The organism is Streptomyces megasporus (assembly GCF_000718985.1).
GTDB lineage: Bacteria > Actinomycetota > Actinomycetes > Streptomycetales > Streptomycetaceae > Streptomyces > Streptomyces megasporus.
This window is the reverse complement of sequence record NZ_JODL01000024.1, coordinates 93,105-117,408: the sequence shown is the minus strand read 5'-3', so window position 1 is coordinate 117,408 and position 24,304 is coordinate 93,105. Positions and strand designations below refer to the sequence as shown.

General features: G+C 73.7%; 20 protein-coding genes and 1 pseudogene. 10 read left to right on the top strand and 11 right to left on the bottom strand.

The annotated features are described in order from the left end of the window. Positions 1 to 127: 127 nt before the first annotated feature. Positions 128 to 766 carry a class I SAM-dependent methyltransferase gene (locus tag IF47_RS0119825; protein WP_031510214.1) on the top strand — a complete coding sequence of 213 codons (639 nt, stop codon included), beginning with the start codon at positions 128 to 130 and terminating at the stop codon, positions 764 to 766. 48 nt (positions 767 to 814) lie between these two features. Here the strand turns inward: IF47_RS0119825 and IF47_RS0119820 are convergent, their stop codons facing one another. Then, the gene (locus IF47_RS0119820) at positions 815 to 1,285 is read right to left on the bottom strand and encodes a VOC family protein (RefSeq protein ID WP_031510213.1); all 471 of its coding nucleotides are present in this window, start codon (positions 1,283 to 1,285) and stop codon (positions 815 to 817) included. A 674-nt stretch (positions 1,286 to 1,959) separates the two neighbouring features. Between IF47_RS0119820 and IF47_RS0119815 the strand changes: the two genes are divergently transcribed. Both IF47_RS0119815 and IF47_RS0119810 read left to right on the top strand, forming a co-directional pair. Continuing rightward, positions 1,960 to 2,415: a tellurite resistance TerB family protein gene (locus tag IF47_RS0119815; RefSeq protein WP_031510212.1), complete on the top strand. Its 456-nt coding sequence runs from the start codon at positions 1,960 to 1,962 to the stop codon at positions 2,413 to 2,415. Positions 2,416 to 2,556: 141 nt separating this feature from the next. Further along, positions 2,557 to 3,534, top strand: coding sequence for a TIGR03557 family F420-dependent LLM class oxidoreductase (locus IF47_RS0119810; protein WP_031510211.1), 978 nt, complete (start codon positions 2,557 to 2,559; stop codon positions 3,532 to 3,534). Between the two features lie 102 nt (positions 3,535 to 3,636). On the opposite strand, the gene IF47_RS0119805 is transcribed toward IF47_RS0119810, so the two are convergent. Together IF47_RS0119805 and IF47_RS30810 are read right to left on the bottom strand one after the other, a co-directional pair. Continuing rightward, the gene (locus IF47_RS0119805) at positions 3,637 to 5,127 is read right to left on the bottom strand and encodes an MFS transporter (protein WP_051717913.1); all 1,491 of its coding nucleotides are present in this window, start codon (positions 5,125 to 5,127) and stop codon (positions 3,637 to 3,639) included. 149 nt (positions 5,128 to 5,276) lie between these two features. Continuing rightward, the gene (locus IF47_RS30810; RefSeq protein WP_157840008.1) at positions 5,277 to 5,456 is read right to left on the bottom strand and encodes a hypothetical protein; all 180 of its coding nucleotides are present in this window, start codon (positions 5,454 to 5,456) and stop codon (positions 5,277 to 5,279) included. Between the two features lie 368 nt (positions 5,457 to 5,824). On the opposite strand from IF47_RS30810, the gene thiI reads away from it, so the two are divergent. Beyond that, positions 5,825 to 7,036, top strand: a complete 1,212-nt coding sequence (gene thiI / locus IF47_RS0119795; RefSeq protein WP_031510209.1) for a tRNA uracil 4-sulfurtransferase ThiI — start codon at positions 5,825 to 5,827, stop codon at positions 7,034 to 7,036. Positions 7,037 to 7,115: 79 nt separating this feature from the next. Here thiI and IF47_RS0119790 read toward each other — a convergent pair whose 3' ends face one another. Next, positions 7,116 to 7,916: an SDR family NAD(P)-dependent oxidoreductase gene (locus tag IF47_RS0119790; RefSeq protein WP_031510208.1), complete on the bottom strand. Its 801-nt coding sequence runs from the start codon at positions 7,914 to 7,916 to the stop codon at positions 7,116 to 7,118. A 189-nt stretch (positions 7,917 to 8,105) separates the two neighbouring features. Here IF47_RS0119790 and IF47_RS0119785 point away from each other — a divergent pair, with 189 nt between their 5' ends. Further along, complete coding sequence (locus IF47_RS0119785) at positions 8,106 to 8,909, top strand: SDR family NAD(P)-dependent oxidoreductase (protein WP_031510207.1); 804 nt, start codon at positions 8,106 to 8,108, stop codon at positions 8,907 to 8,909. Between the two features lie 80 nt (positions 8,910 to 8,989). Here IF47_RS0119785 and IF47_RS0119780 read toward each other — a convergent pair whose 3' ends face one another. Further along, the gene (locus tag IF47_RS0119780; protein WP_031510206.1) at positions 8,990 to 10,111 is read right to left on the bottom strand and encodes an amidohydrolase family protein; all 1,122 of its coding nucleotides are present in this window, start codon (positions 10,109 to 10,111) and stop codon (positions 8,990 to 8,992) included. Next, positions 10,111 to 11,523 (bottom strand): glutamine synthetase family protein, encoded by a 1,413-nt coding sequence (locus tag IF47_RS0119775; RefSeq protein ID WP_031510205.1) that lies wholly within the window; start codon positions 11,521 to 11,523, stop codon positions 10,111 to 10,113. Before IF47_RS0119775 ends, IF47_RS0119780 begins: the two co-directional genes overlap by 1 nt. 225 nt (positions 11,524 to 11,748) lie before the next feature. Here IF47_RS0119775 and IF47_RS0119770 point away from each other — a divergent pair, with 225 nt between their 5' ends. Beyond that, positions 11,749 to 13,047, top strand: coding sequence for an alpha/beta fold hydrolase (locus IF47_RS0119770; protein WP_031510204.1), 1,299 nt, complete (start codon positions 11,749 to 11,751; stop codon positions 13,045 to 13,047). 336 nt (positions 13,048 to 13,383) lie between these two features. Further along, positions 13,384 to 15,288, top strand: a complete 1,905-nt coding sequence (locus tag IF47_RS0119765; protein ID WP_031510203.1) for a calcineurin-like phosphoesterase C-terminal domain-containing protein — start codon at positions 13,384 to 13,386, stop codon at positions 15,286 to 15,288. A 154-nt stretch (positions 15,289 to 15,442) separates the two neighbouring features. Here the strand turns inward: IF47_RS0119765 and IF47_RS0119760 are convergent, their stop codons facing one another. The 5 genes and pseudogenes from IF47_RS0119760 to IF47_RS0119740 all read right to left on the bottom strand — a co-directional run bounded on the left by IF47_RS0119760 (position 15,443) and on the right by IF47_RS0119740 (position 21,139). Then, entirely contained in the window at positions 15,443 to 15,751 is a 309-nt protein-coding gene (locus IF47_RS0119760) for a Thoeris anti-defense Tad2 family protein (RefSeq protein WP_078591983.1), read from the bottom strand. A gap of 185 nt (positions 15,752 to 15,936) precedes the next feature. Continuing rightward, positions 15,937 to 16,616, bottom strand: a pseudogene (locus tag IF47_RS28020) (SAM-dependent methyltransferase). A gap of 151 nt (positions 16,617 to 16,767) precedes the next feature. Further along, positions 16,768 to 18,435 carry a DUF4139 domain-containing protein gene (locus IF47_RS0119750; protein WP_245641177.1) on the bottom strand — a complete coding sequence of 556 codons (1,668 nt, stop codon included), beginning with the start codon at positions 18,433 to 18,435 and terminating at the stop codon, positions 16,768 to 16,770. A gap of 8 nt (positions 18,436 to 18,443) precedes the next feature. Then, on the bottom strand, positions 18,444 to 20,633 hold the full coding sequence (locus IF47_RS0119745) for a DUF4139 domain-containing protein (protein WP_078591982.1): 2,190 nt from the start codon (positions 20,631 to 20,633) through the stop codon (positions 18,444 to 18,446). A 92-nt stretch (positions 20,634 to 20,725) separates the two neighbouring features. After that, positions 20,726 to 21,139 (bottom strand): YciI family protein, encoded by a 414-nt coding sequence (locus tag IF47_RS0119740; protein ID WP_031510199.1) that lies wholly within the window; start codon positions 21,137 to 21,139, stop codon positions 20,726 to 20,728. A 266-nt stretch (positions 21,140 to 21,405) separates the two neighbouring features. Between IF47_RS0119740 and IF47_RS0119735 the strand changes: the two genes are divergently transcribed. The 3 genes from IF47_RS0119735 to IF47_RS0119725 are packed head-to-tail and all read left to right on the top strand — an operon-like array spanning position 21,406 to position 24,229. Next, positions 21,406 to 22,539 (top strand): Gfo/Idh/MocA family protein, encoded by a 1,134-nt coding sequence (locus IF47_RS0119735; RefSeq protein WP_031510198.1) that lies wholly within the window; start codon positions 21,406 to 21,408, stop codon positions 22,537 to 22,539. Continuing rightward, positions 22,536 to 23,471, top strand: a complete 936-nt coding sequence (locus IF47_RS0119730) for a DUF6807 domain-containing protein (protein WP_031510197.1) — start codon at positions 22,536 to 22,538, stop codon at positions 23,469 to 23,471. The genes IF47_RS0119735 and IF47_RS0119730 overlap by 4 nt, the downstream gene beginning before the upstream one ends. Before the next feature lie 5 nt (positions 23,472 to 23,476). Beyond that, positions 23,477 to 24,229, top strand: a complete 753-nt coding sequence (locus IF47_RS0119725) for a cupin domain-containing protein (protein ID WP_031510196.1) — start codon at positions 23,477 to 23,479, stop codon at positions 24,227 to 24,229. The last annotated feature ends 75 nt before the right edge of the window (positions 24,230 to 24,304 follow it).

Below are 24,304 nucleotides of genomic sequence, written 5' to 3'. Positions count from 1 at the left end.
TCCACGAGCGCGTGGCGGGTCGGCGCCGGGGCATCGCGTTCGGCAAGGTGGACACCGAGGTCCGGCCGGCCCACGCGGCACGGCGGCCGGCCGGGCACACACCGAGTACGAGGAGCACAAAGAGACGATGGACAGCCGGGCATGGGACGAGCGCTACGCGGCGGCCGAGATGGTGTGGGGGGAGGAGGCCAACCGCTGGGTGGTCCGGGAGACCGAGGGGCTCATGCCCGGACGCGCGCTGGACCTGGCGGCGGGCGAGGGGCGCAACGCCCTCTGGCTGGCCGCCCGGGGCTGGCAGGTGACCGCCGTGGACTTCTCCGCCGTCGCCCTCGACCGCGGCCGACGCCTGGCCGAGCGGCAGGCCGAGCACATCCGCGGCCGTGTGACCTGGGTCCGGGCGGACCTGTCCGATCACCGACCCGAGCCCGGCGCGTTCGACCTGGTGCTGGTCGTCTACCTGCACCTGCCCGCCGACCGGCGCCGTGCGGTGCTGCGGCGCGCGGCCGAGGCCACGGCGCCCGGCGGCACCCTGCTCGTCGTCGGGCACGACACCGCGAACCTCACCGAGGGCGTCGGCGGACCCCAGGACCCCGCCGTCCTGTTCACCCCCGAGGACGTGCTCGCCGATCTGGCCGGGGAGGGGCTGGAGACGGTGCGTGCCGAGAAGCTCCACCGGCCGGTGCTCGGCCCCGACGGCGAACCGGCGGCCCATGCCGTCGACGCCCTGGTGCGGCTGCGCCGCCCGGACGCCGCCGGGACGGCCTGAGCCGCCCCCGCTCGTGCGGCGCCCGCCGCCGCGCGAGCGGGGCGGACGTCACCGGCCGACGGCGTCCAGCAGGCCCTGGACGTCGATCTTCTTCATGCCGAGCATGGCCTTCATGGCCTTCTCCGACCTGGCCGGGTCGGGGTCGTTCAGCAGTTCGGTCAACTGCCGGGGGACGATCTGCCAGGACAGGCCGTACCTGTCCTTCAACCATCCGCAGGGGCCCTCCTCGCCGCCCTCGGTGAGCCGGGCCCACAGCCTGTCCACCTCGGCCTGGTCGGCACAGTCCACGGAGAGCGAGATGGCCTCGGTGAACGAGAACTCGGGCCCACCGTTGATCGCGACGAACTGCTGACCGGCGAGCTCGAAGGTGACGGTCATGACCGTGCCCGGCTCGCCGGGGCCGACCTCGCTGTAGTGCTGAACGTCCGTGATCCGGGAGTCGTCGAAGAGGGAGGTGTAGAAGCGGGCGGCCTCCTCGGCCTGGCCGTCGAACCACAGATTGGTGGTGATCTTCTGCACGGTGCGCCTCCTGGCGGTCGATTCCGAGTGATTCCGATGGGTGGACCGGCCGGGAGGGCGAAACTCATCGTTCCCCGACCGACGGAACCCGACGGCGTCCGATGGAGGCCGATGGGGTCCGACGGATCGACTCGGCGTGCCTCGCGCGCGTGCGGGCTCGCCGGTTTTCCGCGCGGGGGAGGAGCACGCGAGGGGGGGGCGGCGGAACCGGATCGGAGTGCCGAGGGGCGTGGACGCGCCTGGTGGGGACAGGGCAAGGCCGCGCCGACGACGAGGGGGAGGGGGGACATCGTGGCGCGGCCGTACCGTCCGCATGCCCGGCCTCTGGCGGATCACACCCCCCGATGGGGAAAAGATCGGCTCGGGTTTCCCTCATCACCCGTCAGGCGGGCCTCGTCGTCCGTCGGACGGGGCCACCCGTCCTCGTCCGGACGCCGCCGCGAGCGGTCGGACACGGTTTCCCGTACCGGGCCCGGTTGGTGACGCACGCTCACCAACCGGCTCGTTTCCCCTCGCCGGCCAGGGGCGACGGCGCCGAGGGCGGCGGGGCGCTCCTATCCTGCTACGGGCAGGTGGCGAAGCGAGGACGGCCGTGCCCCGGTACCGCCCCGCCCGGCGGACGGTCCGGACGGCGGCGCGCGGTGTGGACCCTCGGTGACGTACGGAGTGTGCTCATGACCCTGTGGGACCGTCTCAAGGAGTCGGCCCGGACGATGCAGACCGAGCTGGAGGCGAGGAGGGAGGAGCTCAGGGGCGGCGCCTTCCGGGACGCGAGCATGGCGATGTGCGCGCTGGTCGCGGCGGCCGACGGCGCGATCGATCCGGCCGAGCGGCGGCGCGTGTCGTACCTGATCGAACAGAACGAGGTCCTGAAGAACTTCCCCGCCGACGAGCTGAGCCGACGCTTCGAGGAGTGGCTGGACCGGCTCGCCGCCGATGTCGAGGCCGGGAGGGAGAGCGCCCTGGCGGAGATCGCCAAGGCCAGGAGGAAGCCCGTCGAGGCCCGGGCCGTCGTCCAGATCGGCATCGTCATCGGCGGCTCGGACGGCCACTTCGACCTCACCGAGCGGTCCGTGGTCGCCGAGGCGTGTCACGCGCTCGGCCTGCCGCCCCACGAGTTCGACCTGTGAACCCCGGCCGTGCGGGGCGGTCCTCCCCGCACGGCCGGCGCACGGTCGACGGAGCCCGTCCTCCGCACGGTCCACCCCGCCGTTTCGCGCCGCGTCTTCCGGGCACTCCAGGGCGGACGGAAAGACGGCAGCGAGGGACACATGCAGATCGGTTACAAGCTGGCGGCCGAGGCGTTCGGCCCCGCCGAACTCGTCCGGCAGGCGGTGCGCGCGGAGCGGGCCGGGTTCGACTTCGTGGAGATCAGCGACCATTACCACCCCTGGTTGGACAACCAGGGCCACTCGCCGTTCGCCTGGACGGTCCTGGGCACCATCGCGGCGAAGACCGAGCGGATCGGACTGGCGACCGGGGTGACCTGCCCGACCGTGCGCTACCACCCGGCGATCATCGCCCAGGCCGCCGCGACGCTCGCCCTGATCTCCGAGGGCCGGTTCGTTCTCGGCGTCGGTTCCGGGGAACGGCTCAACGAGCACGTCGTCGGCCGCGGCTTCCCCGACGTGAGGCTGCGCCACGAGATGCTCCGCGAGGCGCTGGAGATCATCCGGCTGCTGTGGCGCGGCGGATACCGCTCCTATGAGGGGAAGCACCTGCGACTGGAGGACGCGCGGGTCTTCGACCTCCCCGACGAGCCGCCGCTCATCGCGGTGGCCGCCAGCGGCGAGCCGTCGGCGCGGATCGCCGCCGAACTCGGCGACGGCCTGTTCGCCACCGAGGACAAACCGGAGATCGTCCGGCACTACCGGGACGCCGGTGGCGCCGGACCCCGCTACGCCGAGGTGCCCATGGCCTGGGCGCCCGACGAGCGCACCGCCGCCCAAGCGGTCCTGGAGACCTCCCGGTGGGCCCTGACCGGATGGAAGGTCATGAGCGAACTGCCCAATCCGGTCAACTTCGAGGCCGCCACCACCACCGTCCGCGAGGAGGACGTGCTGGGGAAGTTCGCGTGCGGTTCCGACCCGGACCGTTTCGTCGAGGCCGCGCAGGGCTTCGTTGACGCGGGCTACGACCGGCTGGTGATGCAGAACGCCGGTCCGGACCCCGACGGCTTCATGGACTTCTACAGCGGTGAACTGGACGGGCGGCTCCGCGCCCTGACCCCGCGCGGCGACGCCGACTGAGGCTCCACCACCCCCGGGTCGTCCGGCGGCGCGGGCTCTCCGGCTCGGGGCTCCCCGGCTCACCGCCGGGGAGCCCCTCGCTTCCCCGCTTCGGGGCGGCGCTCAGGCGCGCCCGCTCGGCTCGGAGGCCGACTGCGCCGACAGCGGTGTGGCGATCTCCTCCAGCGAGCGCCTCTCGGCCGGCACGGCCAGGAAGGCCGCCACCACCCCGGCCAGGGTCATCAGGCTCGCGCCGATCTGGAAGGCGAGCACCGTGTCGGCGACGACGCCGGACTCGGTGAGCTTGGCGAAGATCAGCGGTCCGCTGATGCCGCCGGCGGCCGTGCCGAGGGCGTAGAAGAAGGCGATCGCCATGGCTCGCGTCTCCATGGGGAAGACCTCGCTGACCGTCAGGTAGGCGGAGCTGGCGCCGGCCGAGGCGAAGAAGAGCACCACGCACCAGCAGGCCGTGAGGGTGGTCGCGGTCAGCCGGCCGCTGTCGAAGAGCCAGGCGGTGCCGAAGAGCAGCAGCCCGGAGAGGAGGTAGGTGCCGGAGATCATGATGCGGCGGCCGACGGTGTCGAAGAACCGGCCCAGCAGCAGCGGGCCGAAGAAGTTGCCGATGGCGATGACGGCGAAGTAGTAGCCGGTCGAGCCGGTGGGCACGTCGAAGAAGGTGTGGAGGATCGCGCCGAAGCCGAAGGTGATGGCGTTGTAGAGGAACGCCTGGCCGATGAAGAGCGCGAAGCCCAGTGCGGCGCGCTTGCGGTAGTGGGAGAAGACCGTGCGCGCGATCGTCCCGAAGCCGATGCTCCGGCGGGTGTGGATGGTGATCTCGCCGGCGGGCGGCGGCAGCTCGGTGCCCTTCTCGGCCCGGATCCCCTCCTCGACCTCGTTCACCAACCGCTCGGCCTCGTCGCCCTGCCCGTGGATGAACTGCCAGCGCGGACTCTCGGGGACGTGGCGGCGCACCAGCAGGATGACCAGTCCGAAGACGACGCCGAAGCCGAAGGTCAGCCGCCAGCCGATGTTCATGGGGAAGATGTCGGTGTCCAGCATGACGATGGACAGCAGCGAGCCGCCCACCGCGCCCAGCCAGAAGCTGCCGTTGATGATCAGGTTGATGCGGCCGCGGTACTTGGAGGGGATCAGCTCGTCGATCGCGGAGTTGATGGCGGCGTACTCGCCGCCGATGCCGAAGCCCGTCAGGAAGCGGCAGAGGAAGAACCACCAACTGGAGAAGGACAGGGCGGTCAGCGCGGTGGCGCCCAGGTAGACGGCCAGCGTGATGATGAAGAGTTTCCTGCGGCCGTAGCGGTCGGTCAGCCAGCCGAAGAACAGCGCTCCCGAGCAGGCTCCCGCCACGTACAGGGCCGCGGCGACGCCCGTCACCTGGGCGGAGGTGATGGGCAGGCCGCTGCCCTCCTCCGCCAGTCGCCCGGCGATGTTGCCGACGACCGTGACCTCCAGGCCGTCGAGGATCCACACCGTGCCGAGCCCGATCACGATCATCCAGTGCCAGCGCGACCACGGGAGGCGGTCGAGCCGGGCCGGTACGGACGTCGTGACCGTACCCGTGCCGACCGCCATGTCCAGAGGGTCGTCCTTCGCCATCGCCCGCTCCCTTCAGCCCCGTCGGCGCGATACCGGGCCCTGTGCCCCGGCGCGCGATGGTCAGCAGGTTCCCGAGGCCGGACGGTCCACACCCTCTGAAGGGGTTCGGGTACCGGGAGCGACGGGCACGGCGAGGGTCGCCGTGGAGCTCACCGGGTTCGGAGCCGGCTCTGTTCGGGAAGCGAACGACTGAACGCCTCGTTCAGCCTCCGGTAGCGCGCGGAGTCGTGCCACAGGTCGCCCCGCCGGGGGCGCTGGACGTAAACGGCCCAGGTCACGGCGCATATACCGGTGATCAACGGGATGAGCAGCCACATCATCGGGGCCAACGAGGATCTCCTTCCGACACGACCGACGATCTTCCGACTTCAATACTTTTCATATACATCACGTAAAGTAAGTTGACAAACTCGGGCTCAAGATCTAAGGCGGGAAGGGGGCCGTCGAGCCCCCGGCAGACCGAGGGGAAGGAGAATGGACAGGTGGGGAAACCACGCCCGCGCGCCGGCCGCCCGCTGCGGAGACGACGCGGACGCCGAGCCGGCCCACACGCCACGGTGTGAGACACGGCCGGAGTCGGAGCACGGAGCACGGAGGCCGTAGTACGGAGGCCGGAGTCGGAGTACGGACTCGGAACACGGACAGCGAACGGACCGGGAGGGGCCCAAAGCGCCCCCGGAACCGTCTGGAGGATGCCATGGCCCATTCCTGCGTTCTGCTCAAGCACGGCGAGGTCGTCCTCAAGGGCCGCAACCGCGGACGCTTCGAGGAACTGCTGCAGCGCAACCTCCGCAAGGCCCTCGAAGGGCTCGAGGGAGAGGTGCGCATCCGCACCGGACACAGCGTCACGGTGCTCACCGGCTCCGTCCCGGTGGAGCGGATGGTGGAACGGGTGCGGCGCGTGCCGGGCTTCAGCGTGATCCAGCCCGCGATCGCGGTGGCCAAGGACCCGGAGACCGTGGCCGAGGCCGCCGTCGACCTGCTGCGCGACCGCGCCCCGGCCACCGGTGGCTTCGCGGTCCGGGCCAAGCGCCGCGACAAGAGCTTCCCCCTGCGGTCGAGCGACCTCGCAGCCCTCGTCGGCGCCCGAATCCAGCGGGAGTTGGGCCTGCCGGTGGACCTGACGTCCCCGTCCGTGGAGGTCGCGGTCGAGGTCGATCGGGACGCGGTCCACCTCTCCGTCGAACGGCTCCCCGGACAGGGTGGCCTGCCGGTCGGGGCCAGCGGCCGTGCCATGGTGCTGCTGTCGGGCGGCTACGACTCGCCCGTGGCGGCCCACCGTGCCATGCGACGCGGACTGCGGTGCGACTTCGTGCACTTCACCGGCGCCCCCTACACCGGCCCCTCCTCCGCGTACAAGGCCTACGCCCTGGTGCGGGAACTCACCCGGTACCAGCCCGACGCCCGGCTGCACATCGTGCCGATCGGCACCGCTCAGCGGTCCCTGGCCACCGCCGGCGCGGGCCGGCTCCAAGTGATGGCGCAGCGGCGGCTGATGGTCCGGGTGGCCGGGGAACTGGCCCGCCGCGTCGGCGCCAGGGCGCTGGTGACCGGCGACAGCCTCGGCCAGGTGGCCAGCCAGACCCTGTCCAACATCGCCACCGTCGACGAGGCCAGCCCCCTGCCGGTGCTGCGCCCCCTGCTCGGCTGGGACAAGACCGAGATCATGGAGGAGGCCGCCAGGATCGGCACCGCCGACATCTCACGGCTGCCCGACGAGGACTGCTGCCGGCTGCTCACCCCGCCGCGGGTCGCCACCGGGACCACCCCCGGACAGTTCGTACGGCTGGAGAACCGGCTCGACGTGGAGCACACCGTCGAGGAACTGCTGGACCGAGCCCAGGTGATGCGCCCCGGCCGGGACGAGCGGGAGAGCGTCGAGACGGCACGGGCCGGGGCCGTGGCGTGATGCCGGCCCGGCCCCGCCGCTCGGCTCCGCCACGGCCCGGGGACGCGGAACGCGCCGCCCTCCGGGCGGACGAGGGAACTCACAGCGCGTGGCCGCCGGAGACCTGGACGACCTGCCCGGTGATCCAGCGGGCCTGACGGGAGGCCAGGAACACCACGGCGTCGGCGACGTCCTCGGGCTCGCCCAGCCGCCCCAGGGGCACGATCGACCGGACCTCCTCGACCATCTCCTCGCCGATCCACCCCGTCTGGACCGGACCCGGCGCCACCGCGTTGACCCTGATCCCGTCGGGGGCCAGGTCCAAGGCGGCGGCCCGGGTGAGCGCCTCCAGCGCCGCCTTGGACGTGCCGTACCCGATCTGGGAGGGGAAGGCGCGCGCGGCGTCGGTGGAGACGTTCACCACGCACGGGCCCGCGCCGTCCCCCACCCGGCCGGTCCGGTCCCGCGTGCGGCGGGCGAGTTCGGCCGTCAGCAGGGCCGGGGCGATCGCGTTGACCCGGTAGTGGCGCTCCAGGCCGCCTGCGGTCAACTCGGCGAGGGTGTCCGGACTCTCACAGTGCGCGGCGTTGTTCACCAGCACGTCGACCGGCCCCAGGCGCTCCTCCACCGCGTCGAACAGCCGCCGCGCCGCGTCCGGTTCGGCCAGGTCGGCGGCGACCGCGACCGCCCCGTCCGACTCGGCGGCCAACGCCTCGGCCGCCTCCGCGGCCGGAGCGGCGTGCTCCCACCGCACCCCCGTGGGCGGTGGGTCCTGGGCGGGCAGGTGGTGGACGGCCACGCGCGCGCCCTGGGCGGCGAAGGCACGGGCGGTCGCGGCGCCGATCCCGGCGGCGGCACCGGTGACGAGGACGGTCCGTTCGGCGAGTCCGGTGTCGATCACGGTCGCAGCATCCGGGACCGGGCCCCATGCGTCAACCGGGTATCGGCCGGTCCGCTCGGTCGAGCAGAGCGCGCAGCCACAGGTGCTCGCGGCGCTCGACGTACTCGGCGTCGCCGAGCCAGGCCCCGCCGACGCGGCCGCATTAGGGTGTGGGCGCCCATGACGCACCCGCCCGTGAGGAGCCCCGCCGTGCAGTACCCGGAGCAGGACACGACCGCCGACGCGCCCGCCTTCCCCGCCACCGGGCGGCGCGTCCTGGTCACCGGCGCGTCCCGGGGGCTGGGCAGGGCGGTGGCCGAGGCGTTCGCCGCCAACGGGGACCGGGTGGCCGTCCACCACGGAACCCGCCGGCGGGACGCCGAGACCACCCTGGCCCGGCTGGCGGGCGACGGACACGTGCTGCTCGGCGCGGACCTGGCCGACCCGCGACAGACCGCGGACCTCGCGGACGCGGCGGCCGAGGCACTGGGCGGCATCGACGTCCTGGTGAACAACGCCGCGATCAACACCCCGCACCCGCCCGCGAGCACGGACTACGACACGTGGTGCGCCGCCTGGCGGGAGCACACGGCCGTCAACCTGCTGGGCACCGCCAACCTCAGCCACGCCGTCGCCCGACGGATGATCGACCAGGGCACCGGCGGGCGCATCGTCAACATCGGCTCGCGCGGGGCGTTCCGCGGCGAACCGGACCACCCGGCCTACGGCGCCACCAAGGCGGCGGTGCACGCGCTGGGCCAGTCCCTCGCCGTGGCCCTGGCCCCCCACGGCATCGCCGTGACCTCGGTGGCGCCCGGCTTCATCGACACCGACCGGGTCGCCCACCGGCTGACGGGGGCCGAGGGCGAGGCGATCCGCGCACAGAGCCCCTACGGGCGGGTGGCCTCGCCGGAGGAGGTCGCGGCGGCGGTGCTGTGGCTGGCGTCCCCCCAGGCCGAATGGAGCGCGGGCGCGGTCCTGGACCTCAACGGGGCCTCCCACCTGCGGACGTGACCTCATGCCACGGGCGGGCCGTCCGCAGGCCCGGAAGGGCGTCCGGCGTCGCCCCCGCCTCGGGACGGCCGGGGCCGGGCTCAGCCCTGATCGAGTCCGTACACGCGCCGGGCGTTGTCCGCGCAGACCATGGCGGCCACCCGCTCGGCGTCGTCGTAGGACCACAGCCCCTCGCCCGTCCAGCGGGACAGCACCCGGGTCAGGGCGGTGCGGAAGACGGCGGACCCCACCACGTACAGCTCGGGCAGGCCGTAGGCGTCGGTGGAGAACAGCAGCTTGCCGAACGGGGTCAGCTCCAGCGCCTCGGCCAGCACCTCGCCGGCCCGCGCGCCGGTGTGGTTCAGCGCCAACCCCACGTCGGCGTACACGTGCGGGTAGGCGTGCGCCAGGTAGGCGGCGTGCCGGTGGTAGGGGTAGCCGTGCAGCAGGACCAGCGTGCAGCCGGTGGGACGGACGGCGCGCACGAAGTCGGTGAGCAGCAGCGGGTCGCAGCGGTCCAGTCGCAGGTCGGTGTCGCCGAACCCGGTGTGCAGTTGCAGCGGCAGGCCGGTCCGCGCGGCGGACCACAGCAGGTGGCGCAGCAGGACGGGGTCGAAGACCCGGCCGCCGGGCTCCCGGTCCACCAGCCAACGGTCGGCCGCCGTCCGCACCTCGGCGTCGGAGGGCGGTTCGGGGTCGAGGTCCAGCCCGTGACGGTAGGCGGCCACCGACTTGAAGCCCACCGCGGTGCGCGCGGACCCCGCCACGGCGCCGTTCAGGACGTCGAGGAAGGAGGCGACGGTGCCCGCGGCGTCGGCGGCCTCCTCGGCCAGCCGCTCCAACCGCACCACCTCGTGGGCCCGTCCGCCGCCCGCCGCCGCGATCTCGTCGGGGCCGGTCAGGTCGGCGGCCACGCCGGTGTCCACCACGTAGTCGGCGATGCCGTCCGCGCCCAGCAGCCGCCGCGTGACCTCCGCCGCGCCCAGTTCCCGACGCCGCTCCAGGTACTCCTCGGGCGGGCAGTGGGCCTCCAGGTCCAGCAGCGGCGGACACCAGCGGCGCACCGCGAACCCCAACTGGGTGTCGAAGTACGAGGTGCCGGGCGCGGCGGGGGAGTCCGCCTCCACCAGGTACGACGCGAACGTCTCGTCGTCCGGGTCGCCGCGGACCACGCCGTGGCAGTGGTGGTCCACCAACGGCGGCAGATCGGACGCCTCGGCCATCAGTACCTCCCTCGGACCGCGTCCGCCGCGTCCTGGGGCGCGGCGGACGCGAACAACTCGATCTCAGCCCGGCGCACGGCGGCGAACGCTTCGAACAGCGGGTCCCCCATGGCCTCGCGGAGCACGCCGGAGCGCTCGAAGCGCTCCAGCGCCTCGGCCGCCGAGGTGGGCAGCCGGGGCTGGTCCCCCCGCTCGGCGGGATCGCCGGAGACCGGCTCGGGCAGCGTCAGACGGTCGGCGATCCCGGCCAGTCCGGCGGCGATCACACAGCCGGTCACCAGATAGGGGTTGGCCGCCGCGTCAAAACACTTGACCTCGGCGTTCGCGCCACCGGGGTCGCCCGGCGCCCCGGTGATGAAACGGAGGGCGGCCTCCCGGTTCTCCAGGCCCCAGCACCGGAACACCCCCGCCCAGCGGGACGGCTCCAGCCGCAGATGGCTGACGGGTGAGGGTGCGCCGACGGCCAGCAGCGCGGGCAGCTCCCGCAGCACCCCGGCGAGGAAGGCCTGGCAGTCCGCCGTCATGCCGAACGGGCCCTCGCCGCCCCGGCACAGGTTCCTCTCCTCCCGCCACAGGCTCAGGTGGAGGTGGCCGCCGTTGCCGACCCGCCCGACCTCGACGACGGGGGCGAAGGAGGCGGCCAACCCGTGCCGCGCCGACACCGCCCGCACCGTCTCCCGCACCAGCACGGCCAGGTCGGCGGCGCCGACCGGGTCCGAGGGCGCGGTGGACACCTCGAACTGCCCCGGCGAGTACTCCGGGTGGAGCTGGAGGACGTCGACGTGCTGGTCGAGGAGGGCGCCGAGGACGTCACCGAGGTAGTCGGAGAGCGCCACGACGCGGGCCATCCCGTACGCGGGACCGCGGTCCGGGTAGCGCGTCTCCCAGGCGTCTTCTTCGGACTCTCCGGGCTCCCCGGGCTCCCCGGACCCCGGCTTCGGGGCGTCGCGGCGCAGGACGGTCCACTCGGTCTCGAAGCCCATCCGCGGCTCCAGCCCGAGGGCCAGGGCGCGCTCGGTCTGACGCCGGGCGAAGAGCCGCTGGCAGGCGGGGTACGGCTCGCCCCGCTGGGTGTACCGGTCGACGGGGGCCCATGCCCAACCCGGCTGTCCGGCCAGTGCCGTCAACCGTTCCAGGTCGGGGAAGAGACGCAGGTCGCCGCAGGGACCGCCGATGTGGCGACTGGTGGTGATCGAGTCGTCGACCGTGTAGACGTCGAAGACGGGCGACATGCCCACGCCCCAGCGCGCGGCGTGCGCGAGCCGGGAGGTGGGCACGGTCTTGGTGCGGGTGATGCCCGCGTTGTCCACCCAGGTGAGGGCGATGCCGCGGATGCCCTCGGCCCGCAGCCGGCCGGCCTCGTGCCGGGCGTTCTGCTGAGCCCGTTCGCGTTCCGCCGCCCCCGTCTCCATGGCTCCTCCTCCGCGCCCGGACCGGCCGGCCGCCCGGACGGCCGTGAGGCGATCATGCCGCAGCCGGCCGCGGCGACTCCCGCCGTCGCCGGCGCGGTCGGGGAAGGCCACCCGATCGGAGGGCGGGCTCCGAGGGCGGTGGCGGTACGGTGCCGAAAGGGACCGGGACCGCTTCCGGCCCCGACACCACACCGCCCACCACCACGCGAGGAACCGCAGGCCGCCATGAACGTCGTCCACCGCCACAACGGGCTCGTCCTCACCGACCACACCCTCGAGGTGCCCCTGGACCACGCCCGCCCCGACGGCGAGACGATCACCCTGTTCGCCCGCGAGGTGACCGCCGCCGGACGCGAGCGGGAGAACCTGCCCCGGCTGCTGTGGCTCCAGGGCGGCCCCGGCCACCGCGCCGAGCGCCCCGACGCCCCGGGCGCCTGGCTGCGCGGAGCGCTGCGCGACCACCGCGTCGTCCTGATGGACCAGCGCGGCACGGGACGCAGCACCCCCGCCGACCGCCGCACCCTCGCCGTCCACCCCGACGCCGCGGCCACCGCCGACCACCTCGCGCACTTCCGCGCCGACTCGATCGTCCGCGACGCCGAACTGCTCCGCCGCCGGCTCGCCGCCGACGGGGAGGAGGACCGCCCCTGGACGGTCCTCGGCCAGAGCTTCGGCGGCTTCTGCGCCCTGAGCTACCTCTCCCTCGCCCCCGAGGGCCTGGAGAAGGTGCTGATCACCGGCGGCCTGCCCGCCCTCACCGCGCACGCCGACGACGTCTACCGCGCCGCCTACGCCCGCGTCCTGGAGCACAACGCCCGCTACTTCGACCGCTACCCCGGCGACCAGCGCCTCGCCGACGCCGTGGCCGCCCACCTGGCCGAGCACGACGTGCGCCTGCCCACCGGCGAGCGCCTCACCGCGCGTCGCTTCCAGACCCTGGGCATCACCCTCGGCGGCGTCTCGACGTTCGACCGCATCCACTACCTGTTGGAGACCGCGTTCGTCCCCGGTCCCCACGGGCCGGAACTCTCCGACACCTTCCTGCGCGGCGTGGAGTCCACCGTCTCCTTCGCCGAACGCCCCCTCTACGCCGTCCTCCACGAGGCCATCTACGCCCAGGGCGGCCGGCCCACCGCCTGGTCAGCGCACCGGGTGCGGGAGGAGTTCCCCGCCTTCGACGCCTCCCGCGGCGGACCACTGCGCTTCACCGGCGAGATGGTCTACCCCTGGCACTTCGAGGAGGATCCGGCGCTGGTGCCGCTGCGCGACGCCGCCCACCTGCTGGCCGAACGCGTCGACTGGCCCCCGCTGTACGACCTCGACCGGCTCGCCGACAACCGGGTTCCGGTGGTGGCCGCCGTGTACCACGACGACATGTACGTCGACCGGGAGCACTCCCTGCGCACCGCCGCGCACGTCCGCGGGCTGCGTCCCTGGATCACCAACGCCCACGCCCACGACGGGGTACGGGTGGACGCCTCCGTCTTCGACCGGCTGTCGGCCATGGCGCGCGGCGAGCTCTGAGGGCAGGACCCGGACGGGCCCCGGACGAGCCGGCCGGGGCGAGGATGCCCACCGGAACGCCGTTCCGGTGGTTTGTGTCCCCGGACGCCCTTTCCGTCCCTTCCCGGGGGCAGCGGAAACGATGGAGCGACACGGTCCTCCGACACGTCGCTTTCTCCTCGCCCGCAGTTCAGCTCCACCCGGCAGGGTCACCGTACGCGGGTGCGGCACGGGTCGGACCGGCCCACCGGCAGTCGACGACAGGTCAGCGAAGGACCCATGGAGGTGTCAGGAGCAGTGTCACTCACTCGCCCCACGTCCAGACCGGTGCGCGCCGGACTCGCGACGCTCAGCGCGGTGGCGATCGCGAGCTCCGCGCTCGCCGCCGTGGCCGTGCAGACGACGACGGCCACGCCCGCGTCCGCCGCCCCGGCCGACCGGAACGACGTCAACCGGAGCGCCGCGAACAGGAGCGACGCGAACAGGAACGACGCGAACAGGAACGACTGGGACGCGAGCGCCTACCGGGGCAAGGTCGAGGTCGTGCCGGGCGACGGCACCGACACGGACGGGAAGACGCTCACCGGCCGGGTCTTCCTCGACGCCGACCGCGACAGCAGCAGCGACAGGCGCGAGCGCGGCGTGGCCGGGGTGCTGGTCTCCAACGGCCGCGACGTGGTCACCACCGACCGCCACGGCCGCTACAGGCTGCCCGCCCACGACAACATGACCGTCTTCATCACTCAGCCGGCCGGCTACCAGGTGCCCGTCGACGAGCACAACATCGCGCAGTTCCACTACAACCACCTGCCCGCCGGGTCTCCCGAACTGCGCTACGGCGGGATCGAGCCCACCGGCCCGCTCCCGAAGGCCGTGAACTTCCCGCTGGTCGAGAGCCGGTTCACCAAGAACCGCGAGCAGGACTGCGTCATCGCCGGCGACCTCCAGACGTACAACAGGACCGAGGTCGGCTACGCCCGCGCCGGAGCCATCGCCGACCTGGCGAAGCGGAACGACTACGCGAGCTGCGGCGCCCTCTTCATCGGCGACGTGGTCGGCGACGACCTCTCCCTGTACCCGGACGTCAAGGACCTGGTCAGGGAACTCAACGGCCCGGTGCGCTTCCTGCCCGGCAACCACGACCTGGACTACGACGCCAGGACAGCCGAGCACTCCTTCGACACCTTCCGGGCCCAACTGGCCCCGGCCTACTACTCCTACGACGTCGGCCGGGCCCACGTCGTCGCCCTCAACACCGTGCGCTACCCGTGCACCCCGGACGTCGACAACGTCGACGGACGCCGCCCCAACTGCGACGACCCCGTGGGCAGCCCGTCCTACAACGGCCGGCTCGACGAGAACCAACTGACGTGGCTGGAGCGCGATCTGGCGAAGGTCCCCTCGGACAAGCTGATCGTCGTGGCCGGACACATCCCGCTGCTCACCTTCGCCGACGAGGGCAGCGCCCGGCACCAGGTCGACCAGGTCCGCGAGGTCTACGAACTGCTGAAGGGCCGCAAGGCGGTTTCCGTGGCCGGACACACCCACTCCATCGAGAACATGAAGACCGGCGACCTGTTCAAGGGCTGGCGCGACATCTTCGGCGTCGAGGGGCTGCCCTTCCCGCACATCACCGCCGGCGCGGTCTCCGGCGACTGGTACTCCGGCGAACTGACCGACAAGGGCTACCCGGTCGCCGTCGGCCGCGACGGTGCGCGCCCGGGCGTCCTGACGCTGGAGATCAAGGGCAACTCCTTCACGGAGCGCTTCACCGTCACGGGCGAGAAGGACGACGTCCAGATGCAGTTGGGCGTCAACTCGCCCACCTACCGCCAGTGGTACGCCGACCGGCAGGCCTGGAACAAGAACAAGCAGGGCCCGGCCCCCGAACTCGGCGACACCAGCGTCATCGACAGGGCCGACCTGACCGGCACCACCTGGCTGACCACCAACTTCTGGATGGGCTCCACCGGTTCGAAGGTGAAGGTCTCCCTCGACGGCGGCCGGGCCCGCGAGGCCGTGCGCACCCAGCGGGCCAGGGGTGAGGACCAACTGGTCGGTCCGGAGTGGTCCGACCCGCACGCGGTCGCCCGGCAGTTGGTCCACGGCGGCAGCGTGGCCGACCGGACGATGCACCTGTGGCGGTTCGAACTGCCCGCCGACCTCAGGCCCGGAACCCACCGCGCCACGGTGACCGCGACCGACGCCCACGGCCGCACCTTCACCGACACACTGCGGTTCACGGTGGTCGAGGAGCGCTGACCGACCACACCCCCGACCCCACATCACCCGCGGCCCTTCCCCGGTGCTCCTGCCGGGGAAGGGCCGCGGGCCGTGCGGAAGCCCGGCCGTTCGGCCGCCCGGCCACCCGGTCGCACCGCCGTCTTCGCCGCCGACGACGGACGACGCTCGGAACTCACGTGGGGCGCGGCGTCAACTCCCCCTTCTCGGGCTCGGACCGGGCATCGGGCCCGACGCCGGTGTCGGCGTCGACGTCGTACCAGTCGTCGGCCAGCAGCCCGGCGTGCGAGGGCTGCACCCCGACCTGCACGGTGCCGTCCGCGGTGACGAACCGCAGGTGGGCGGCGAGCACCCGACTCAGCCCGTCGGGGGAGACGCAGGTCGACTCCGGCTCCAGATAGACGTACTTGCCCGGTTGGATCCAACTCCGGCGCGCCATGCGACGGCCGTCCCTCAGTAACTCCAACGCTGCGGAGAAGTCCATGCCGTCGAGCCTAGTGGGCCGCCGGAAGGGGCTTGAAAGTACGCTTTTGCCTGTGGTACGGCCTCTTCTCGAAACCTCGGCAGTGGCGGGGTGTGCCGCACCGCGCACGGCCGGCGGGAGCCCCGAACACCGAGGCTCCCACGACGGGACCGGAGCGGGAACGCGTCCTCGGGAGGACGCGCCCCTCACGGTTTGCGGCCGACTCCGCAGTAGGCGTCCACCGGACGCGGCTCGCCGGCACCGGGCTCGGGACGCCAGTGGGTGCAGGGCACGACTCCTGGTTCGAGCAGTTCCAGACCGTCGAAGGCCCGCTCGATCTGCTCCGGTGTGCGCACGTGGTAGGCGGCGGTGTCGCTGTCGTTGTAGCGATTCTGCGCGTCGACCATCGACTCGCTGGTGCTGGTGCCGTCGTAGTGGACGAGGTGGCTGCCCGACGGCAGGGCGTCCACCAGCTTCCGCATGATCGCCAGGGCCTCGTCGTGGTCGGCGACGTGCCCCATGACCCCCATCAGGATGAGCGCGACGGGCCGGTCGAAGTCCAGGGTCCGGGCCGCGGCGGCCAGGATGGTGTCGGTGTCGTGGAGGTCGGCGTCGAGGTGTTGTCGGCGGTCGGCAGGCCGGTGCCGATGTCCAGGAACTGCCGGATGCCCACCTCGCCGGCCAGATGCCGGATGGCACGGCCCAGGAACTCCCGTGAGGTGCGCGCGACATCGGCCAGCCCCGGCGACGCCCGGAGGATCGCGTCGCCCAGCGTCCGGTCCACGGGGTAGTTGTCCTTGCCGCCCAGCAGGTAGTTCCACACCCGGGCCGAGTGCGGCACCGTGGAGTCGATCGTGGGTGTCGGCCGGATGCCGCCGTCCGTCATGGGGGATGCTCCTACCGCTCGGATGCCCGGTGTCGACGATCACCGTAGTCCGGAGGCGACGCGGAGTCAGGCCCTCTCGACAACCGCCTTCAACATGGCGGGATGTGAGCGGTGGGCAGCGGGGAGCCGCGGGCGAGGCCCGGATGGCGACTCACAGGCCCACCACGCCGCTCGCCGCCGTCATCTCGTACTCCAGCGTGATCTCGCGCTTCTCTCCCGGCGCCAACCGGAGCCCGTACCGCAGCATGCCGTCCGGATCGACGTCCTCGTCCGGTTCCGGCCGGCACGCGTCCTTCCGCAGCCGCACCTCGACCGCGGAGACCTCGGAGACCGGGACGCGCTCGCGGAGGACGACCTCCACCGTCTCGCCGTCCGAGGAGGCGTCGAGCCGCGACACGAACAGCCGCACCCTGCGCGTGATCACCGTGCGCTGGTTGATCCCCGCCAGGCCGACGGTGTCGCGGCTCTCCTCGACGTGGCGCACCACCCGGTAGGTGTCCTCGCTGCCGAACGACAGCCGGAGCTCCTCGCCGAGCCCGGTGAACGGCAGCTCGCCCCGCCCGACGAACCCGCCGCCGCGGAGCAGGTCCACCGGTCCGGCCAGCAGGACGTGCCCGCCCTCGTTGACCAGGTGGGCCACCCGTGCCACCAGGGGCGACAGCTCGGGGACGCAGACCGCCTCGGTGCGGCACGGAGCGGTGAACGACGACAGGCGCACCCGGTGGGGACGCCCGTCGGACCTCACCCGGACGGGAGTCGGAGCGCTCAGCACCCGCACCTCGCCACCGTCGGAGAGACCGGGCAGCTCCTCGCTCCCGGCCGACTCGGCGCCGACGGTGCGGACCTCCTCCTCGCGCAGGTCGATCTCGACCGCGCGCCGTTCCTCGGCGGAGCGGTCCCGCAGGACGAGCGCGTCCTCGCGCAGCGCGGGAGGCCCCGCGGCCAGGGTGGGCCGGGCGGTGGACAGCGACAGCCGCACCCCGTCCCAGTCCTCGCCGGTGCGCTGCCACACCACCGCGTCGGTCTCCAGATACACCGACCGCTCGTCCCCGGCCAGGCCGGCCCGGTAGGCGGGACGCCACAGGGCACAGGGCACCAGATGGGACACGCGCAGCAGGGCCGGTCCCGCGCGGTCGGCCTCGACGACCACCTCGACGACGGCCGTCAGTTCCTCCGGTTCCTCCTCGGTGTGTTCCAGGGCCAGGCGCGCCTCCCGCAGCTCCTCCTCCAGGGCCCGCAGCCGGCGGCGCAGACGGTGCGCCTCCGTGCCGCGCGTCTCGGCCTCCTCGTCGATCCGCTCCAGCCGGTCCGCCCAGCGCTCCGGGTCGGCGGCGCCGGCCCCCGAGCCCTCGGTGACCTCGCGGTACAGGTCCGCCCTGGCCTGGGCGACGATCGCGAGCCGGCTCTCCAACCGCCGGCGCCGCAGACCGGCGTCGCGGATCTCCTCCTCCAGCGCGTGGACCCTCCGCCGCAGTTCGGACGCGCCCTCTCCCGCCTCCCCCGGAGGCACGGGCGCGTACGTGCGCACGATCCGGGCGTCGACGACGCGGACGCCGGCGGCTCCCGCCCCGGTCGCCCCGGTCGCCCCGTCGTCCGACGGGCCGGGGACGACCTCGGCGCGCAGGGAGCGGTCCACCGCCAGCGGCGTCACCGGCCCGACGCGCAACCTCCCCACCCCCGCGGCCAGTTCGACGCGGCCCTGCCGCTCGACCTGGGCGCGATCCTCCATGCAGGTCACGGCGGTGATCGGCAGGGGAGTGGGCATCCGATGGGGATCCGGCCCGCCGGTGGCGTCGACCGGGAACGCGGTGTCCGTCATGGTGTGGCTCAGTCCCTCCGGTTCCCGCCGACCAGCGCCTTGCCCGCGGGGACGCGGATCTCGTATCCGCCCTTGAGCACGGTCGTCCGGCCGGGTTCCAACTCCACCCGCCAGATCCGGGCCCCACGCACGTGGTGGCCGGTGCCGCCGTCGTCCCCGTCGAACGGCTCGTCGTGGGGCGTCCAGGGCGGCGTGGCCGGATGTTCCTCGATCCGCACGTCCTTCTCGTCCGAGACGGGCACCCGTTCGCGGACCTCGACCGTCACCCGGTGCGGGAGACGGTTGGCGAGCTCCACCTCGACGGTGTGGTCGAGCACCGTGGTCCCTCCGCGCAGTCCGGCGGTGGACTCGCGCAGGTGCGTGCGCCGCGTCACCCGCACGCTCTCCACGGCGCCGATCCCGACCCGCCGGCGCTCGCCGGGGGCGAGGGTGGGAAGCGGCGCGGTGAGGACGAAGTCGCCGTCGACGGTGACGTCGGCCGGTCCGGCCAACAGCGCGTGGCGGGAGGCGTTGGTCAGCAGCACCGTGCCGTACACGGTCCGGTCCACCGAGGGAACGCACACGTACTCCGGCACCGTCTCCACCGGCACCTCGCACACCGGGACCGTGTGCCAGGCGCCGTCCGCCGCCACGTCCACCAAAGCGGCGGTGTCGTAGCGGTGGTGGAAGGACCCGGCGGAGTGCCGCACGTCGACGGCCCGGGACGGTCGCGCCAGGCGCGCCACGGCCTCGGCCCGCCGCCGGTGTTCGGCGGCGACCGGACCTCCCTCGTCGGGCGCGGGCCGGAGCCTGCCGCGCCGCGCGGGCTCGTCCGGCCCGGCCAGCGTCAGACGGGAGTAGTCGAGCATCTCCTCGCTCGGCCTCGGCGAGGACGGTTCCCGAGGCGGTTCCGGAGACGCCGGCCCACCGAATCCGGCGACCTCGCGGGGCGCCTCGTGTTCCCTCCACGCCGTGTCCGAGGCGCCCGGCGGTGGGGGAGCCGAGGGCACCGGCGCGGGCGCCGCTCCCGCCACGAGCGACGGCGCGGGCGCGGGAGCGGCGGGCAGGGCGGCGGCACGGGCCACGGCGCCGGAAGGGGCGCCGCGCGGCCGTCCGGCACCGGCCACGGCGGCGGCTCGGGGAGCGGGCGGGGACGGCCGGGAGGCGACGGCGGCGTCGTAACCGGCGAACAACTCCTCCAACCCGGACGGGGGTTCGCGCCAGTCGCGCGCCGTGGGCTCCGTCCGACGGCGTCCGATCCGCAGCGACCGAAGCCGTGGCACGTCCGTGCGCCGCGACAGGTCGGCGGTGGACAGGCCCAGCCGTACGCCCGTCCAGTCCTCGCCGGTGCGCTGTGCCACGCAGGCTCGCAGGACGAGCGTCCCGCCGGAGCCGGTTCCGGTGTCCTCCAGCCGCATCCGGTACACCGGCAGCCAGGTCGCCCCGGGCACCTGGTACTCGACCTCGAACTCGACGGCGGACCCGGCGGCTTCCACGGCTTCCACAGCCTCGACGGCCTCGGCGGTCTCGTCTTCGGCCCCCGCGCCGCCGTCCCGGCCCCGTCCGTCCCGGTCCAGCGTCAGGACGGCGGCGACGGCCTCCGGCACCCGTGCCGTGGACCGCGCGCTCGACGCCTTCCGGAGCCGGTCGGCGAGGACGTCGACCTCGTGCTCCGCCCGACGCAGTCCGTCCTCGGCGGCCCGCAGCCGCTCGTGGAGCAGGGTCAGCCGGTCGTCCAGGAAATCGGCCAGTGCCAGGAGGGACTCCACCGGCGTCCGGCGGGGCGGGTCCCCGCGGCGGGGCTGCGGGGGAACGGCCCGCAGCCCGGCCACCTCGTCGATCTCCGCCGCGATCCGGTCGCGCCTCTCCCGCAGTTCGTCCCGGCGGTTCTCGGCCTCCTCCAGAGCCGCCCGCGGCCCGGCGGGTTCGTCGGCCCGCCGGAGCGTCGCGGTCCGCTCCACCCGCGCGTCCGTCACCCGCACGCCCGGCGGACCGGAGACGATCCGGCCGCGCAGCGAGTGCTCGACGAGGGTGATCGGCAGGCCCTCGATCCGGACCCGCGCGGTGGCGCCCGGGGACGGCCACGGGGCGGGAGGGAGGACGCAGCGGGCCCGCCGCACGCACACGGCGCCGACGGAGTGCACCACCACGGACTCCAGCACGGACGCCACGCGCGGCACCGGCCCCGCGTCGCCGTCCTCGACCGGCTCGGCCGTCATGCCTCCCCCTCGCACACCTCGCCCGGACAGGTGACCGCACCATAGCCGTTGGTCGGGGGCGGAGCACGGGAAAGCACGGGAAACCGCGGGGGTCAGACGCCGTCCGCGGCGTCGGGGACGGGGCGCACGACCACCGGGCGGTCGGGTGTTCCCTCGGGTACCGGACACCGGGCGATGCGGGCGGCGATCTCGGTGACCCGCTCCGGGCTCTCGCAGTCGAGCACCCAGTAACCGGCGATCAGGACGTCGTCCTTCCCGTACGGATCGTCGGTGATCACGGTGTCGCCGTTGTCGTCCACGCCGACGAGGCGGGTCCGGGCGGGTTCGGCCAGGCCGTTGGCGTCGACGAGTTCCCCGGACCGGGCGAGGTCGTCGTTGACCTCCTCCATGAAGGCGAACATCGCCCGCATGTCCTCCTCGCTCCAGGCGGGGCCGTGCTCGGGCGCCCTGCCGTTCATCGCCTCGTAGTCCGCCTGCGAGGCCTCCACCATCACCATGTACTTCACGGCACCGCTCCTCGTGCGTGCTCCCGTGCCGCCCCCGCGGGCGGCACCCCTCATGGGACGCCGGCGTCGGCGGGGTGTCCCGCGCGGCACGGGGAGGGAGCCCTGGAACCACCCGTGGGGAGCAGCCCGGACGGAGGCGAGGAAGCAGAGGTGAAGGAGTGGTAACTCCTGCCCGTGGCCTCTTGTCCTGACATTCGGACCCCTCGTAGGGTGCCTCTTTGGCAAGCGCTTTCTATCGTCGCTGACCGCCAAAGGAGCCTCTTCCGATGCCCTCAGCCACCCCACGCCTCCGCGCCGCCGTCGTCGGCACGGGAGCCATAGCCACCGGCGGCCACCTGCCCGCTCTGAGAGCCCACGCGGACGAGGTCGAGCCGGTCGCCGCCGTCGACGTGGCGGACGAACGGCTCGACGCCTTCCGCGCCGCCGCGGGAGCGGAGATCGCGGGATACACGGACATGGCCGAGATGCTGGAGCGGGAGCGTCCCGACCTGGTGCTGATCGGCACCCCTCCCTCCCTGCACCGGGAGCAGGTGGTGGCCTCCCTGCGGGCGGGAGCCTGGGTGCTGTGCGAGAAGCCCCTGTGCCTCTCGCTGGCCGAGTACGACGAGATCGCCGCCGCGGAGGGAACGGACGGCCCCTACGTCGCCACCGTCTTCCAGCACCGCTACGGCTCCGGCGCCGTCCACGCCCGGGAGCTGATCACCTCCGGCGCGCTGGGGAAGCCGCTCGTCGCGCACTGCCAGACCACCTGGTACCGCGATGCCGCCTACTACTCCGCGCCCTGGCGCGGCAGATGGGCCACCGAGGGCGGCGGCCCCACCATGGGGCACGGCATCCACCAGATGGACCTGCTGCTGCACCTGCTCGGCGATTGGACCGAGGTGCGCGCCATGGCCGGACGCCTGGTGCACGACCTGGAGAGCGAGGACGTCTCCACCGCGCTGGTGCGCTTCGCGAGCGGCGCGATGGCGACCGTCGTCAACAGCGTCCTCTCCCCGGACGAGGTCAGCCGCATCCGCGTCGACTGCTCCGACGCCACCGTCGAACTCACCCACCTGTACGGGCACGGCAACGACGACTGGGTCTACACCCCCGCCCCCCACGTCGCGGAGGACGCCGAGCGCGTCCGGGTCTGGCGCACCCCGGCGGACGACCTGCCCAGCTCGCACACCGCCCAACTCACGGGCCTGCTCGCCGCGATGCGCCAAGGCGTCCGTCCGCCCGGCAGCGGCCACGACTCCCGCCGGACCCTGGAGCTCGCCGCCGCGCTGTACAAGGCGGCCTTCACCGGGCTTCCGGTGCGCGCGGGCGAGATAGTCCCCGGCGACCCGTACTACGCCGCCATGCACGGCGACCACCCCGACTGGGCCCCGCGGGCCATGGCGAAGGAGAACCGATGAGCGCGCGGATCACCGTCACCCACGTCCACGGCGAGCGGATCTCGGTCGCCTCCGGCGGCGTCGAGCTGATGTCGTACGTCTACCGGCCCGATCCGGAGCCCTTCGAGTCCCGCAAGCCCTACGCCCACCCGCTGCGCACCCTGGCCGGCAACACCGTCACCGGCTACCGGCCCAACGACCACCGCTGGCACAAGGGCCTGCAGATGACGGCCAGTCACCTGTCCGGGCAGAACTTCTGGGGCGGCAACTCCTACGTCCACGGCCGGGGATACCTGCCGCTCCACGACCGCGTCGGCTGGATGCGGCACGAGGGGTTCGACGCCCTCGACGCGCGCGAGGACCGGCTGTCCTTCACCGAACGCCTCACCTGGATCGAGAACGGCGGCGAGGAGTGGGCGCGCGAGACGCGCACCGTCGAGGTCCACTCCGTGGAACCGGAGGAGGGCGCCTGGGCGCTCGACTGGTCGATCCACCTCGCCAACATCCGCGCCGAACCGCTGCGCTTCGGCTCCCCGACCACCGCGGGACGGGAGATGGCCGGCTACACCGGACTCCACTGGCGCGGCCCGCGCGACCTCACCGGCGGCGACGTCCTCGGCCCCGACGGTCTCGGCGGCGAGGGGGAGACCGGCGCCGCGGCCATGATGGGCGTCCGAGCGCCGTGGCTGGCGTTCACCGGCGAGCACGACGGCACGGACGCGCACAGCACCCTCGTCTTCGCCCACGCGCCGGAGAACGACGACGCCATCCACGCCTCCCACTGGTTCGTGCGCTCCGAACCCACCCCGACCGTGGCCTTCTCCTGGGCGTTCTTCGAGGAGTTCGAACTGCCGCCGGGGGAGGGCTTCGCCTACCGCTACCGCGTGGTCGTCGCGGACGGCGCCTGGGACCGCGAACGGGTGGACTCCTGGCTCCGGACGCACGGGTGGTGAGCGCGATGCGGCGGACACCGCCGCCCGCCCCGCTGCCGGGCGCGGTCGGCCTGTCCCACGTCAGCGCCTACGACTGGGAGGCCGCCGACGGGGTGTGCGGCGGCAGCCCGCACCTCCACCTGGTCTGCACGGAGGCGTACGTCGTCACCGCCGGCCGCGGCGCCGTGCAGACCCTCACCCCCGACGGACACCGGGAGACGGACCTGGCGGCCGGGTCGGTGGTCTGGTTCACCCCCGGCACCGTGCACCGCATGGTCCAGCGGGACGGGCTGAGGGTCACGGTGCTGATGCAGAACAGCGGCCTCCCCGAGGCCGGGGACGCCGTCTTCACCTTCCCGCCGGCCGTCCTGGCCGACCCCGAACGGTACGCGGCGGCGGCCTCTCTGCCCGCGAAGGAGGGGCCGGAGGCCGAGGAGGCCGCCAGGCGCCGCCGGGACCTGGCCGTCGAGGGCTACCTCGTGCTGCGGGACGCCCTGCGGCAGGGCGACGCCGGACCCCTGCTGGAGTTCCACCGGGCGGCGGCCCGACTGGTCGCGCCGAGGGTGCCCGCCTGGGAACGCCGGTGGCGGGCCGGCGCCCTCGCCGCGGCCGAACGCACCGGCGCCCACCTGGCCGCCCTCGCGGCGGGCGACGCCGCGCACCTCGCCGAGGCCCGGGTGGAGAGCGCGACCCCGACCCGGCACGGCGGCTACGGGATGTGCGGACGGCGCGAGGAGTACGAGATCCCCGGCGCCACCCTGCCCTACCACGGCGAATGACGAGCCGGGGGCCGGACCGCCCGGCCCCCGGCACCGGCCCGCCCCCCGCCAGGCCGGGTGATTCCCGGGGGTTCC

What these genes read in the sequence shown, in the direction of transcription:
- IF47_RS0119815 (WP_031510212.1), top strand. Translation starts at nt 1,960, where the DNA reads ATGACCCTGTGGGACCGTCTCAAGGAGTCGGCCCGGACGATGCAGACC.
- IF47_RS0119770 (WP_031510204.1), top strand. Translation starts at nt 11,749, where the DNA reads ATGAACGTCGTCCACCGCCACAACGGGCTCGTCCTCACCGACCACACC.
- IF47_RS0119750 (WP_245641177.1), bottom strand. Translation starts at nt 18,435, where the DNA reads ATGACGGACACCGCGTTCCCGGTCGACGCCACCGGCGGGCCGGATCCC.
- IF47_RS0119745 (WP_078591982.1), bottom strand. Translation starts at nt 20,633, where the DNA reads ATGACGGCCGAGCCGGTCGAGGACGGCGACGCGGGGCCGGTGCCGCGC.
- IF47_RS0119760 (WP_078591983.1), bottom strand. Translation starts at nt 15,751, where the DNA reads ATGGACTTCTCCGCAGCGTTGGAGTTACTGAGGGACGGCCGTCGCATG.
- IF47_RS0119810 (WP_031510211.1), top strand. Translation starts at nt 2,557, where the DNA reads ATGCAGATCGGTTACAAGCTGGCGGCCGAGGCGTTCGGCCCCGCCGAA.
- IF47_RS0119825 (WP_031510214.1), top strand. Translation starts at nt 128, where the DNA reads ATGGACAGCCGGGCATGGGACGAGCGCTACGCGGCGGCCGAGATGGTG.
- thiI (WP_031510209.1), top strand. Translation starts at nt 5,825, where the DNA reads ATGGCCCATTCCTGCGTTCTGCTCAAGCACGGCGAGGTCGTCCTCAAG.
- IF47_RS0119805 (WP_051717913.1), bottom strand. Translation starts at nt 5,127, where the DNA reads ATGGCGAAGGACGACCCTCTGGACATGGCGGTCGGCACGGGTACGGTC.
- IF47_RS0119730 (WP_031510197.1), top strand. Translation starts at nt 22,536, where the DNA reads ATGAGCGCGCGGATCACCGTCACCCACGTCCACGGCGAGCGGATCTCG.
- IF47_RS0119775 (WP_031510205.1), bottom strand. Translation starts at nt 11,523, where the DNA reads ATGGAGACGGGGGCGGCGGAACGCGAACGGGCTCAGCAGAACGCCCGG.
- IF47_RS0119780 (WP_031510206.1), bottom strand. Translation starts at nt 10,111, where the DNA reads ATGGCCGAGGCGTCCGATCTGCCGCCGTTGGTGGACCACCACTGCCAC.
- IF47_RS0119725 (WP_031510196.1), top strand. Translation starts at nt 23,477, where the DNA reads ATGCGGCGGACACCGCCGCCCGCCCCGCTGCCGGGCGCGGTCGGCCTG.
- IF47_RS0119735 (WP_031510198.1), top strand. Translation starts at nt 21,406, where the DNA reads ATGCCCTCAGCCACCCCACGCCTCCGCGCCGCCGTCGTCGGCACGGGA.